Below are 14,070 nucleotides of genomic sequence, written 5' to 3' on the forward strand. Positions count from 1 at the left end.
GTTAATCATCCATGTCTCAGGTCAATGTGGTGTCAGGTTTTGCGAAAACAACTCAGTTATCTTTGATTATTTTTTTGTGTTTACGCGTTCAACCAGGGTTGGCTGAGGATTATTTCTCGCCAGACTTTATTGAAACTCGCGGAAATATTCCACGAGAAATTGACATCTCCCTTTTTAGCAAAGCCAACGGGCAGGTTCCCGGAGTCTACCATGTAGAAATTTATCTTAATGGTAGCTACGTGGAAACACGCGATATCTCATTCGTCGGGAATGAAAGTGCCTTATCACCGACTCTGAAACGGGAAGATTTTACGCGCTGGGGAGTAAAACCCAACGCACAGCCCGGCTGGATGGATATGGGTGAATCGGCGACGATCGACAATATCAGCGAGCTCCTGCCGGGGAGTCAGATCCATTTTCAGTTTGACGGCATGCGGCTTGAAATCTCGGTTCCGCAGGAGTATCTGCGGCGAGATCCTCAGGGTTCTGTATCGCCGGAGCAGTGGGATGACGGATTGAATATGCTGTTTGTAAATTACAACTTTTCAGCTGCGAATAACCGTGGTGATACCGCATCGCACAACGACAGTTATTTAAATCTGCGTAACGGTATCAATGCAGGTCCCTGGCGGCTCCGTAATTATTCAACTTATAACAACAGCAATGGAATGAGCCGCTGGAACACAATTAGCACCTCGCTTGAGAGAGATATCAAGTTGCTGAAAAGCCAGTTTAGCGTTGGCGATGGTTATACCCAGGCTGGAGTCTTCGACAGCGTGAATTTCCGTGGTGTGCAGCTTTATTCAGATGACTCGATGCTGCCAGAAAGCGTACGCGGGTTTGCACCTGTGGTTCGCGGTATCGCGCAGAGCAACGCTCAGGTGACCATACGTCAGGCCGGGAATATTATCTGGCAGTCATATGTTCCCCCGGGACCTTTTATGATCGACGATCTTTATCCCACCGCCGCCAGCGGCGATCTCGAAGTTTCGGTTCGTGAAGCGGACGGCTCCGTGCATCAGTTTATCCAGCCGTTTTCTGCGGTACCGGTGATGCAGCGCGAAGGTCAATTCAGGTATGCGCTAGCTGCGGGGAAATATCGCGCGGCAAGCTACCAGGATAAGGAACCGATATTCCTGCAAAGCACCCTGGGCTACGGCTTGCCGTGGGATACAACGGTGTATGGCGGGATAATAGTTTCTGAAGATTACTGGTCCGGCGCATTGGGTATAGGTAAGGGATTTGGGGATATTGGTTCGCTCTCTTTTGACACCACGTTTGCTCGTTCGCAGTTGCCTGAAAAGACGCAAGAAGGTGTTTCGCTACGCGCGCAGTATGCCAAAGATTTCGCGACGACGGGAACGTCTTTGAATTTGACCGGTTATCGTTATTCTTCATCGGGCTTTCGCGATTTTCAGGAAGCAAACGGAGATGTGAATCCGTTTCGTATTGCAAACGATGAGATGCAGCTTGATGACAATTGGCGCTATCAGCGAAATAAACGCAGTAAGGCCCAGATAACACTGAATCAACGGCTTAGCGACTGGGGCAACCTGAATCTCTCAGCCTGGCAGCAGGATTACTGGGGAGGCGATAGCGAGCGTAGCGTTAACGTGGGATACAACACCAGCGTTAACAATATTAATTACGGCCTGAACTACAGCTACTCAAAGGGGCCATGGCGCAATGAAAACGATCATATCGTCGCTTTAACGATGCAGATCCCGCTATCGCGTTTTTTGCCAAACAGTTGGATGACCGTTTCTGCTAACGGCAACAAAAAAGGCGATAGCGTTTCACAGATGGGATTATCCGGTTCTGCGCTGGAAGATAAAAAACTGAGCTGGAACGTGCAGCAAGGTTATAACAGCAAAGGCTCCGACGCGATGGGCAGCGCTTCCGCCAATTATAAAGGCAACCACGGGGAGTATCAGCTGGGCTATAGCTATTCCCGTGATAACCGCCAGTTTTCCGTTGGCGCGATGGGCGGATTGGTGGTTCATCCATACGGCATCGCCGCGACTCAGCCTCTTGGCGAGACCCTGGCGTTGGTGAAAGCGGATAACGCTGCCGGAGTGAAAGTGGCAAACAATAGCGGTATTTACACCGACAGCAAAGGTTTTGCGGTGGTGCCGTACGTTACGCCATATCGACAGAACAACCTGTCGCTGGATACCGCAACGCTGAATAACAATACCGATGTGCTCAATGATACGCGAACGGTAGTACCAACAAAAGGTGCTTTGGCGCTAGCGGATTACCCCACCGTAACGGGTTACAAAGTCTTGCTGCAATTGACTGGAAGTGAGATCCCGTTCGGGGCAACGGCCATTATTAAAAATCGAGATAACGTGGCGAATGGCATTGTGGACGATCACAACAGGGTCTGGCTAAACGGCGCGCCAGAAAAAGGTACCGTTGAGGTTCGCTGGGGTGGCCAAAGCTGCAGTGCGACCTATCAGATAACACAGACCTCTGACAAAACGCACAACGTTACTGCGCAATGTCATTGAGCCGGAGAGAAAGAAAAATGAAACCTATTTTAACTGCCCTGATTTTTGCTGCACTGGGGATGTTTTCTCGTACGGTCCTTGCCTGGGATTGCACAACAACAACACCGTCAACCGCTGTCTCGCCACAGAATATTACGATATCGCGCAATCTTCCTGTAGGCGCGGTTATCGGGACACAGCTCGTGACACCAACGATCAATGCGTTTAGTTGTTTCAATTCAGATCAGGGCGTGATCTCTAATCAGGTTTTCGGCGTGATGGCGAACGGCACATTTGATTCGATGGTGAACGGCCGGCGAGTGTATAAAACCAATGTCGCCGGTATTGGTTATGCCATCTCGGGTTCCACGACAAAATGTGCTGGCGGCAACGCAGCAGTAACCGGAAGTAATACTATTCGGGGCGATCTCAATACCGCTAAGCTCTGTGAGAACACGAGTGGAATGGTCAGCCCGACATTGAATGGCTCCGTGACAGTCACGTTTTATAAAACCGCAACGGAAACGGGATCCGGAACGATAACTGCGAAAACGGTAGGTGCGCTGGTTTTGCTGAACAACTCGCTGCTGTGGCAATCCCCCGACGCTGATGTCAGTATCAATGCGTTCACGGTAACGACCCCGGCCTGTAATCTAACCACGACATCAATACCTGTTGATATGAGAGAGGTGGATAAAAACGCATTTAGCGGCAAGGGTTCCACGCCCGGGGATGCATATACCCAATCGTTCAGCCTGCCAATGGCCTGCAACGCCGGAACAAAGGTTAGCGTGAAAATGGAGGGGAGTATTTTTGATGCCAGCAGAGGGGTAATCAATACTACCAGCGGCAATAACGCAGCGACTGGCGTGGGGATACAGCTGCTTTATAACAATCTGCCGATGGCGTTGGGTTCCGATATCGCCGTTGGGACCTCCGCAACAGGCGGTAGTTTCAGCGTACCGCTAAAGGCGCGCTATTATCAGACCGGAGATACGATCACTACTGGTACTGCTAACGGCGTGCTGTCATTTACCATGACGTATCAATAGCAATATTAACGCCAGAGGAAATCAGGGGTCTCAGCGGGTCACGCCGGAAATTAGCATCAGCAGTGGCTTATTATTATTTACGTCTTTGCCTAAAGATGTAGTTGCCTTCTGATAATTACAGACCGATGGGGGGCATTATTTATCAAATAAATTTCATTTACGACTTTCATTTCGAATGAAAACATCTGGAGCCGTATGCGTTACCATAATAGACTTATTATTTGCATAGTACTTTTTTTTATTCTCTGTGCAGTCGGTTCGGGTTTTCTTTTTTATCAATTTTTGATAAATCAAAAAAAACATACCCTGGGCCATCTCCAGACTATCGTTGCTGAACTGGACAGCATTATTAGCAATGCCAAAATAGCCGGTGATCGTGCGACAGGCCTACTCAATGGTCAATGCAGTAAAAAAGTTCAGACTGAAATACGTAAGCTGGTTGCTACGATACCGGATGTAACAACCATTAATTTACTGCACGGGAAACACCTTTATTGTTCTTCAATTTTTGGCGGTGTGAAATTCGCATCCGATGCACATTCGCCCCCGGCTAAATCACTCTTTTTGATGAGCGACAACTCCGTCAAGCCTTCTAAATCACTGTTGGTCTACCACGCGCTCCGTGGAGAAAGCAGTGTCATGGTAGGCCTGGATAATTATTATGTCCAAAATGAACTTAAAAAATATCGCGAAAGTTACTCTTATATCATGACGGTGAATGGTGTTTCACTGGATGCTAATGGAAATATTTTCACAAATCTGTTACCAGAAGATCAGATCACATATTCTTCCACACAATTTAAATATAGTGTCAGTGCGCTACCATTAGCACCACTTGATTTTGTCACTTTCTGGCAGAATGAGCATGACAGACTCTTAATAACCTTTTTAATTCCTGGGATATTCTCTGTATTATTTTTCAAATACCTTATCCATCGTCAATCTATGTTTTTTATGTTACGAGAGGCGATCGATAATAACCAGCTAAAGCCTTTCATCCAACCGATTGTAGAGGCTCGCAGCGGCAATATTGTTGCAGGTGAGATTTTGATGAGGTGGCAGCACCCTAAATGGGGTAATATTTCGCCGGATCGGTTTATTCCTCTGGCTGAAAAAAATGGGCTGATAAGCCGCATCACCGAATTAGGCATCCAATCGGTAATTCGAAGCTTTGAGTCGCTGGATTTGAAATCGCTTCCATTAACGACGTTATTTTTCAACGTCTCGGCTGCGGATTTTACAGACCATGGCCTGTTAAACGCATGTCATTCGTTCAGGGATAAAACGGTGGATACGGCATTACGTATTGGGCTAGAGATTACCGAAAGAGTCGCCATTGAAGATTCCGAGTTCGTCAGAGAAATTTGTCAGCAACTTGATATGCTGGGGGTGACTCTGTCGGCAGATGATTTTGGTACAGGCCACTGCAACTATAAGCTGTTGATGCAGCTTCGCCCACGCTACATCAAGATTGATAAACATTTTACCCAAGAAATTGAAACAGACGAGGGCAAAGAGGCCATCGTCCGCAATATCATCGCTATTGCAAAAGACAGGGGCTGCCTGACCATTGCAGAAGGAGTGGAAAGCGCCTCGCAGCGAGAGAAACTGGTCGCAATGGGGGTCAGTTTTTTACAGGGTTACTTCTTTTCCAGACCCATTGAGGCCGCAGTTTTCTTTGACAAGTTGCAGCACTCAACCCTGTGAAAAGAAGGAATGACCAGCGTGACGATACTTAAATCCCGCAGTCACAGGTCATTTCGCTGCCACAGTTCATTGGAAATAACATCATTACCAAACCGGGCAAGTGCGAGTGAAACCGACTGAAAATACGGCTTTCCATTGCAGAATGGGAAATACCATTAATAAGCACGGTCTGGTGAACTTTTATTATGTCAGACTGTAAGATTTCAGCGCCGACATTGAAATATAATTAACATATTCCCCTGCACATAATAATTCCTGCAGAGAAATCGCCATCGCTCTCTTTTCGGGCTTTCGGAACAGAGCCATTTTGTCATCCCCTGACTTTATCGCTTAACGCTGATTTTATTCATATTTCACCCCGACTGCAGAAAGGGATTTTGCGCGCTGAATACGACTCTGAAATCCGCTGTAAAGTGCAAATAGGTTAAATTTAATAAGTGATAGATAACATTTATTATGAAGATGATAAATTCCTGTTATAATTTCTTTAAATCAAAGGCATTGATTTTGTTAACCGCTGCAAACGGTGTGTTTTAAATGAAATTTATCATCGGTTATGTAATGAGTTACACAACGATTATTCATTGCTTCTGTTTATTACCCCAATCCACTGCCTTAGTGGCCCTCTTAATTAACCACAATTTATTTATGGTTAACCTGGCCGCGCTTTGTCATGACCAGAATAGTCAGGAGTTCGCATGAATAAGAAAAGACGTTCAGTTCCCGGGATCAGACATTATGACGGGCCTGCCGGTGGCTGGGGTGCCTTAAAAGCAACAGCAATAGCCGTACGCACGCAGATGGATGCGCTGGACGCTCCCGTCACGTTGCTGCGCACCAACCAGCCCGATGGATTTGACTGCCCGGGCTGCGCATGGCCGGATAAAGAGCACAAATCCACGTTCCAGTTCTGTGAAAACGGCGCAAAAGCCGTGACGTGGGAAGCCACCAGTAAGCGCGTCACCCCGGAATTCCTGGCGAAAAACACTGTCACCTCCCTGCTGGCAAAATCCGATTACGAACTTGAAGGCTATGGTCGTCTGACCCGCCCGCTGCGTTACGACCGGGCAAGCGACACGTTCCGCCCTGTTGAGTGGGAAGACGCCTTCGAGCGGATCGGCGAAGTCCTGCGCGGGCTTGAGCCAGACCAGGTTGAGTTTTATACCTCTGGCAGAGCATCGAACGAAGCGGCTTATCTGTTCCAGCTGTTTGCCCGTGAATACGGTACGAACAACTTTCCTGATTGTTCCAACATGTGCCATGAAGCCACCAGCGTCGGCTTACCGCGCTCAATCGGTATCGGGAAAGGCACCGTTTCACTGGATGATTTCGACAAAACAGAACTGGTTATCTCCATTGGTCACAACCCGGGCACAAACCACCCGCGCATGATGGGTACGCTTCACGAACTGGCGCGCCGCAATGTGCCGATTATCGTCTTTAACCCGCTGCGTGAAAGAGCCCTTGAACGTTTCGCCGACCCACAAAGCGTCATTGAAATGGCCACCTACAGCTCCACCGATATTGCATCGACTTATTTCCAGGTGAAAGCAGGTGGCGATGCCGCGGCATTAAAAGGGATCGCCAAACATCTTCTGCACATGGAACAGGAACGCGGTGGCGTGCTGGATAGTGAATTTATTGCCGAACACACCCAGGGGTTTTCTGCTTTTGCTGACGATATCGCGCAAACCTCCTGGGAGGCCATTGAGCGCGAGTCCGGGTTAACGCCGGACGCGTTGAAAAGCGTGGCTGAAGCCTACGCGAAATCGAACGCCACCATTATCACCTACGGTATGGGGATCACCCAGCACAACAAAGGTACGGCGAACGTGCGGCTGATTGCCGATGTGCTGTTAATGCGCGGCAATATTGGCAAACCCGGCGCGGGGATCTGTCCGCTTCGTGGCCACTCTAACGTGCAGGGCAACCGCACAGTGGGGATCACCGAGAAACCTACGGCAGCGTTTATTGAACGCCTTAAGGACGTTTTCGGCTTCGACGCGCCAGCCAAACATGGCCACGATGCCGTGCAGGCCACGCAGGCGATGATCGACGGCCATGCAAAAGCCCTTATCTGCCTCGGCGGTAACTTTGCGGTTGCGATGCCCGATCACGAGAATGGATTCCCGGCGATGCATACTCTGGATTTGAGTGTGCACGTGGGCACCAAACTGAACCGTACTCACCTGCTGGTAGGCAAAGAAACCTATATCCTGCCGTGCCTTGGCCGTACCGAGCTGGATATGCAGCAGACGGGGCGTCAGTCCATTACCGTAGAAGATTCCATGTCGATGGTTCATGCCTCCTCCGGTAAGCTGAAACCCGCCTCCCCGCTGATTCGCGCTGAACCGGCAATCGTTGCGGGTATGGCCCGCGCAACGCTGAAACAGACCAAAGTAAACTGGATGGAACTGGTGGCGGACTACGATCTGATCCGTGAGTTAATCGAGCAAACCATCCCCGGTTTTGACAACTATAACGACCGCATTCGTGTGCCGGGCGGCTTCCGGATGCCGCTGCCGCCAATCCAGCGCATCTGGCCTACCGCTACCGGTAAAGCAATGTTCTCGGTGTTCGATGGCGTGGATGAGAATGCCAAAGGCGAAGGCGACAACGTTCTGCGCCTGATTACGCTTCGCAGCCACGACCAGTACAACACCACCATCTATGCGCTGGACGATCGCTATCGCGGCGTCTTTGGCCGCCGGGATATTCTGTTTATGAATGAAGGCGATATGGATAGTCTGGGTCTGGAGCACGGCGATCGCGTGGATATCGAAACCGCGCTGGCGGGGAGTGTTCAGCGCCTGGAAGATATTACCGTAGTAGCCTACAGCATTGCTTCGGGTTCCGTTGGCGCATACTACCCGGAAGCTAACGTGCTGGTCCCGCTTAACTATCTCGATAAAGACAGTGGTACTCCGTCCTATAAGTCCGTGCCTGTTCGCGTGACCCTGCGTTCAAAAGAAATCCGGATGCTCTGATCTCAATCCCCTTTATTCAACGCTCCGGCAATGAATAAGGGGGATTTCTCAATTCCTTCCGCATTTATGTAATACTCGTAGCACCTGCCCGATCAGAGAAAAATAATGGACATAAAACAATTAAAATATTTGATCGCCCTGGATCAAACCCGTCACTTTGGTAAGGCGGCATCGCAATGCAATATCACTCAGCCGACGCTTTCCATGCGTATTCGCAGCCTGGAAGAGGAACTGGGTCTGGTATTGATCGTCCGTGGGCAACGCTTTGAGGGCTTTACGCCTGAGGGAGAACGGATCCTGGCCTGGGCGCGCGCCCTGCTTGCCGCACACGATGGGCTTCAGGCGGAGGCCGCCCTGTGCAAAGGGCAAGTGGTGGGTGAACTGCGTCTTGGCATGGTTCCGCTGGCAAGCGTTGACCCGATGATCTTTATTCGCCTGCTGACGCAAAAATACCCTGAACTAAAATTTAGCCTGTATTCCATGTCGTCAGAACAAATCGCCGAAGGAGTAAACAGTAATCAGCTGGAATTGGGGATTTGCTATCTGAATAATATTAACACCAGCGTCTTTAATGTTATTCAGCTGCCGAAAACCAAAATGGGCTTATTGCACGACTCCCGCCATTTCCAGATGGATAAGACAACGCTCAGCTGGCAGGACCTGGTGAATTTCCCGCTGGGTTTCCTGAGCAAAGGGATGCACTATCGCGACCATATGGACGTCAGTTTTAAGTCCGCCGGGATCACCCCGGCCTATGTGTTTGAGAGCGACTCAACGTTTCAGATAATCCAGGCAGTAGAAAGTGGCATCTGCTGTGCCGTCATGCCGCTGAATAACGGGCTTGAGAACTTAAACAGCCACTTTTTGATTACCCCGATAACCGACTCGAATATCGACGCCCCTATTGGCCTGATTATGCGTAAGCAGGAGCCGGTGTCATCCCTGGCGCTGCGCTGCTTTGCCGACGCTCAGGAGATTTATACGGAGGAAAACGAGAGTTACCAATAGCGGAGTGCGGGCGAGCATTACGGCCCCGGTGGGTTAATATCCACCAGCAACAGCGTGCCGACACTCCCCGCAGGGACATGGTGCGTTACGCCACGCGGCACAACGATATACTCTCCGGCAGCCAGGGTGAACACGTTTTCCGCCACCACCAGAGGCAATTCACCCTCCAGTACCAGCAGCCACTCATCGAAATCGTCATGCACTTCCGGGGGGATCCCCTCTCCGCCCATCCTGATAACTTTAATGCTGGCATCGCCAACCTGCCCCAGAATGCGCGACTGCCAGAACTGCGGCAGCCCTTCTACCACACTAAAAATTGAACTCTTTTTCATCGGAACACTTCGGCCAGGACATGATAAGTTAGTTGTACCTCACCGTTTGATGTTCACAAATATCAATAGATCAAATGATTATCACGATTCTGACTTAATGCACTGGTACAGGAAATACTGATGTTGATGAAAACAAAGGCCTCACACAAAGATGAGGCAGGCGCGGAGTTTCGCGCAGGGATCACCGCCTGCCTGCCCACGATCCCTGGCTACTGGAGTATTGGTTTCGCCGCTGGCGCTATCGGCACCCTTTCCGGGTTTACCACTCTGCAAACCGCACTGCTGGCAAGCGTGCTATATACCGGCTCGGCACAATTTCTGTTCTATTCACTGTGGGCTGCCGGGGCAGAAGTGGCCTCGGTGGTGTTCAGCGTCTTTCTGGTGAATTTGCGTTATCTGCTGATGAGCTCCGCAATGAGCGTTTTCTTTCGCGAACACAGCACCCTGCAAAAACTGATCAGTGGCCTGTTACTGACCGATGAAACCTTCGGCGTTGCCGTGCAGCGCGGCAGCCAGCACAGCACCGTTCCGTTTGCCTGGATGCTTGGGCTTAATGTCGCCGCCTGGCTGAACTGGATCCTCGCCTGTGTGGTCGGCGCCTGGCTTGCCTCTGCCCTTCCGCCATCGCTGATGGAAGGCCTGAGCTTTAGTCTGGTATCGATGTTTATTGGACTGGTGCTGATGCTGTGGTTTGCCAGCCACCGAAAAGCGCTGGAGACATTCAGCATCGCCGCCGCCGTGGTGATTACGCTGCTGACCGCCCACCAGATGGATATCAGCCTGGTGGTGATTATCGCGGCATCAGTTTCGGCCACGCTTGCCACCCTGGGATTGCGCCTCTTCAGCAAGGGAGGGAAATAAGATGGAACGAAATATCCTGCTGGCGATTTTTATCTCTGCGCTGGTTACCGCACTGATGCGCACCGTGCCTATTCTGCTGCTTTCCCGTTTTCGTCTTGCTCCGGCGTTGCAGCAGTGGCTGAGCTTTATTCCAGCCGCCATTATGGCCGCCATTATCACCGCCGAGCTGCTGGGTAAACCGGCGCTGACACCGTCCGGGGTCAGCATTTCGCTGCTGGCGGCGACGGTTGCTGCATTAGCCGGGATAGTGACGCGCAGCCTTTTCGCGACGGTGCTTGCGGGAATGGTGGCGTTTTCAGGTCTGAGCTATTTTTTGATGTGATGTGCAGTGACTTGCGAAAATGCAGGTACTGCCAACGCCCTCTCCTTTTTGAGGAGAGGGCTGATTTCATGAAACATTTCTGTATCGCACTTGCTTTACAAGCAGCACGCAGCGGGCTGTGAGTTCCACGGGTTGATGTACCGGGATGCTGCCCGCCGGTGTTACTCTTTCACGCGTGAGCGTTTCCCTCTCGACTCCTCAGCATTTTCGGCTGCCTGCACCAGCGAAAAGTTAAAGCTCACCTCCGTATGCGGCGCGTTGATATCGCGCTTGCGGGCGAGTTTGCTGTCGGTAATTTTCACCGGGTCGGCAATCAGCTCTTCACGGGTTGCAAAGGCAAAGTCATCCCACAGGTATTGATCGCCATTGAGGTTGATCTGGGTGGTCAGGTGTTTGAAGCCTGGTGCCGAGACAAAGAAATGCACGTGCGCCGGACGATTGCCGTGACGACCAAGGCCGGTCAGCAGTTTTTGCGTTGGGCCATCCGGCGGGCAGCCATAACCGCATGGCACAATGCTGCGTACCGCGTAGCGGCCGTCCGCGCCGGTTTTAACACGGCGACGCAGGTTGTACTCGCTTTGTGACGGGTCGAAGAACGAGTAGCCGCCATGCGTATTGGCGTGCCAGATATCGACAATCGCCCCCGCAACCGGCTTACCGTCAAGGTCAGTCACCTTACCGTGCAGCCACATGGTTTCTGCTTTTTCGCTGCCATCATCCATGCGCGCAAACCCCTCGCTCAGTGGCGCATTGGCCACATACAGCGGCCCTTCGATCGTGCGAGGGGTGCCCACCTCAGTTCCGGCTGCGGTCTCTTTTTCATCGGCGCGCATATCCAGATAGTGCTCAAGCCCTAACCCTGCCGCCAGCAGCGCCGCCTCTTTGCGCTCACCCAGTTCGTTCAGGTAGTTCACCGCCACCCAGAACTCTTCGTCGGTGATGTCGAATTTTTTAATGGTCTGGCACAGGTCGCTCAGGAGCTGGTGCATGATGTTCTTAAAACGATCGTTTCCGCCGTCGGCATTCAGACCGCTGCTGATGGCGAGTAAGGTTTCCAGTTCAGACTGATGTGCAGGATTTTTGGACATTGCATGTTCCTCGTTATTGTAGGGTACGGTTTTTACTATTTTTCGTTATCAATCGACGACGGATGCGCACATAACGGCTGTACGGTAATGTCCATATACGGGTAGAGCGGTAACTCTGTTAATAGCGTGTGCAGCTCCTGATTGTCCGCAACGTCAAAGATGCTGACGTTGGCGTATTGCCCCACCACCCGCCAGATATGCAGCCATTTGCCTTCGCGCTGTAACCGTTGCGAATAGGCTTTCTCTTTGGCTTTAATTTCATCCGCCTGCACCTTTGGCAGTGAGGCGGGAATGTTGACCGTCATTTCCACTTTAAACAGCATATGAACCCCTTACTGACGCGCGTAATGGCGCAATTTATCGTCATCAATCTCAATACCCAGGCCCGGGCCTTGCGGTACGCTCACCTGCCCCTGGCTGAAATCGAGCGGGCGCACCACGATGTCGTCTTTCAGCAGCAGCGGGCCAAACATCTCCGTGCCCCACTGCATCCTGACCGTTGACCAGGCATGGAGTGAGGCAACGGTTCCCAGCGAGCCTTCCAGCATGGTGCCACCATAGAGCGCCACGCCCGCCGCCTGGGCCACCTGTGCCAGCTTCAGCGCCTGCACCGGGCCGCCCGCTTTGGCAATTTTCAGCGCGTAAGCGCCCGTGAAGCCGCCACGCGCCAGGGCGTAACCGTCATGGCGAGTCGCCAGCGCTTCATCTGCCAGAATCGGCACCTCAAAGCGCTGGCTGAGGGTGATTAACCCCTGCGTGTCCCACAGCGGAATGGGCTGCTCCACGAGGTCTATCCCCCCGTCCTGCAACTGGCGCATTCCTTTCATTGCGGTGGTGAGATCCCAGGCCTGGTTAACGTCCACCCGAATGCTGACTTCATCCCCCAGCGCCGCCTTGATCGCCAGGGCGTGGCGAACATCTGTTGCCAGTTCGCGGGCGCCAATTTTGAGTTTGAAGGCGTTGTGTCGGCCTTCCGCCAGCAGGCGTTTGCCCTCTTCGATGTCTTTGTCGGTATCACCACTCGCCAGCGTCCAGAGCACCGGCAGCCGTTCGCACAGCGCGCCCCCCAGCAATGTGCTGACGGGCACGCCAAGTGTTTTTCCCTGCGCATCAAGGAACGCGGTTTCGAGGGCGGACTTCGCAAAGGTGTTGCCCTTCACGCTGGCGTTCATGGTTTCGGCCAGCACAGCCGGGCCGCTGAAACTTTTGCCGCACAGCAGCGGTGCCAGGTAGGTTTCAATGGCCGATTTAATGGCCTCCGGGCTTTCGGCCCCGTAACTCAGGCCGCCGATGGTGGTGGCCTCGCCCCAGCCCACCACGCCCTGCGCACAGGTCATGCGCACGATGGCGAGCGTCTGGCAGCCCATCGTGGTCATCGACAGCCTGTGTGGCCGAATAGTCGGGATATCCACCAGCCAGCAGGCGATGGATTCAATCGTGATGTTCATGTTCTGCTCCGGTAGTTAAGAAAGAGATGACGTGCTGACTGAATGCCTGGGCACAGGCGACGTTAGACAGATGCGAAGCAGGCAACGCCAGGTAGTGCGCGTGCGGGGCTTCCACCACCAGCCATTCGGCATCGTGCGTGGTGGTTACCGGATCGTCTTCTCCGGCAATCACCAGCATCGGGCGCTGCATGGCTGGCACCTCATCGCGCAGGTCGGCGCGCGCCAGCGCTTCACAACAGGCGGCATAACCCTCTGTGGGCGTGTGGGCCAGGGCGGTCACCAGGTTTTCCACCACCGCCGGATGAGCCTGTCGAAATGCTGGCGTAAACCAGCGGTCGGCAGCACTGCCGGCCACAGGTGCCATACCCTGCTCACGCACCAGCTTTGCGCGCTGCAACCACCCGCTTGTTTCACCGATTCTGGCGGCGGTGTTCGCCACCACCAGACGATGAAAACGCCCCGCCGCGTGGCGGTTGAGCCATAGCCCGGTCAGGCCGCCCAGGGATATCCCGCAGAAAAAGGCGCGCTCCACACCAAGATGGTTGAGCAGCGAAATAACATCCTGCCCAAGCGTGGCCAGGCTGAGGTCATGTTGCGCTAACGGCGAACGGCCGTGCCCGCGCGTGTTGTAACGCAGCACGTGAAAATGCTCTGTCAGGGCGGGCAGCTGCGCCTGCCACATCTCCCAGGTGGTGCCCAGCGAGTTCGAGAGCACCAGTAACGGCAGCGTGCTGTCGCCATCCAGTCGGTATTCGAGATCCATCGCCACCCTC

At 52.5% G+C, this 14,070-nt stretch carries 12 protein-coding genes; 7 read left to right on the plus strand and 5 right to left on the minus strand.

Annotated features, from left to right (window positions below):
• Positions 1-11 precede the first annotated feature (11 nt).
• The 5 genes from ACS603_RS02720 (at position 12) to ACS603_RS02740 (ending at position 9,246) form a co-directional block, all read left to right on the plus strand.
• Positions 12-2,513 carry a fimbria/pilus outer membrane usher protein gene (locus ACS603_RS02720; protein WP_474943710.1) on the plus strand — a complete coding sequence of 834 codons (2,502 nt, stop codon included), beginning with the start codon at positions 12-14 and terminating at the stop codon, positions 2,511-2,513.
• Positions 2,514-2,530: 17 nt separating this feature from the next.
• Complete coding sequence (locus tag ACS603_RS02725; RefSeq protein WP_474943711.1) at positions 2,531-3,544, plus strand: fimbrial protein; 1,014 nt, start codon at positions 2,531-2,533, stop codon at positions 3,542-3,544.
• 195 nt (positions 3,545-3,739) lie between these two features.
• Complete coding sequence (locus ACS603_RS02730) at positions 3,740-5,251, plus strand: EAL domain-containing protein (RefSeq protein WP_474943712.1); 1,512 nt, start codon at positions 3,740-3,742, stop codon at positions 5,249-5,251.
• Between the two features lie 698 nt (positions 5,252-5,949).
• The gene (locus ACS603_RS02735) at positions 5,950-8,238 is read left to right on the plus strand and encodes an FdhF/YdeP family oxidoreductase (protein ID WP_474943713.1); all 2,289 of its coding nucleotides are present in this window, start codon (positions 5,950-5,952) and stop codon (positions 8,236-8,238) included.
• 105 nt (positions 8,239-8,343) lie between these two features.
• Complete coding sequence (locus ACS603_RS02740) at positions 8,344-9,246, plus strand: LysR family transcriptional regulator (protein ID WP_474943714.1); 903 nt, start codon at positions 8,344-8,346, stop codon at positions 9,244-9,246.
• A 17-nt stretch (positions 9,247-9,263) separates the two neighbouring features.
• On the opposite strand, the gene ACS603_RS02745 is transcribed toward ACS603_RS02740, so the two are convergent.
• Positions 9,264-9,578 carry a cupin domain-containing protein gene (locus ACS603_RS02745; RefSeq protein WP_474943715.1) on the minus strand — a complete coding sequence of 105 codons (315 nt, stop codon included), beginning with the start codon at positions 9,576-9,578 and terminating at the stop codon, positions 9,264-9,266.
• A gap of 120 nt (positions 9,579-9,698) precedes the next feature.
• Between ACS603_RS02745 and ACS603_RS02750 the strand changes: the two genes are divergently transcribed.
• A complete protein-coding gene (locus ACS603_RS02750; protein ID WP_446493366.1) occupies positions 9,699-10,439 on the plus strand; it encodes an AzlC family ABC transporter permease in 741 nt (246 codons plus the stop codon).
• Between the two features lies 1 nt (position 10,440).
• A complete protein-coding gene (locus ACS603_RS02755) occupies positions 10,441-10,761 on the plus strand; it encodes an AzlD domain-containing protein (protein WP_182061411.1) in 321 nt (106 codons plus the stop codon).
• Positions 10,762-10,922: 161 nt separating this feature from the next.
• Here ACS603_RS02755 and catA read toward each other — a convergent pair whose 3' ends face one another.
• Genes catA through pcaD form a run of 4 tightly spaced genes read right to left on the minus strand, consistent with a single transcriptional unit; the run spans position 10,923 to position 14,060 of the window.
• Positions 10,923-11,849 carry a catechol 1,2-dioxygenase gene (gene catA, locus ACS603_RS02760; RefSeq protein ID WP_474943716.1) on the minus strand — a complete coding sequence of 309 codons (927 nt, stop codon included), beginning with the start codon at positions 11,847-11,849 and terminating at the stop codon, positions 10,923-10,925.
• 35 nt (positions 11,850-11,884) lie between these two features.
• Entirely contained in the window at positions 11,885-12,172 is a 288-nt protein-coding gene (catC, locus tag ACS603_RS02765) for a muconolactone Delta-isomerase (protein ID WP_182061420.1), read from the minus strand.
• A 9-nt stretch (positions 12,173-12,181) separates the two neighbouring features.
• Positions 12,182-13,297 carry a muconate cycloisomerase family protein gene (locus ACS603_RS02770; protein WP_474943717.1) on the minus strand — a complete coding sequence of 372 codons (1,116 nt, stop codon included), beginning with the start codon at positions 13,295-13,297 and terminating at the stop codon, positions 12,182-12,184.
• Positions 13,281-14,060 (minus strand): 3-oxoadipate enol-lactonase, encoded by a 780-nt coding sequence (gene pcaD, locus ACS603_RS02775; RefSeq protein ID WP_474943718.1) that lies wholly within the window; start codon positions 14,058-14,060, stop codon positions 13,281-13,283. The genes ACS603_RS02770 and pcaD overlap by 17 nt, the downstream gene beginning before the upstream one ends.
• Between the last annotated feature and the right edge of the window lie 10 nt (positions 14,061-14,070).

The organism is Enterobacter sp. Li2LvB3, from assembly GCF_056156645.1.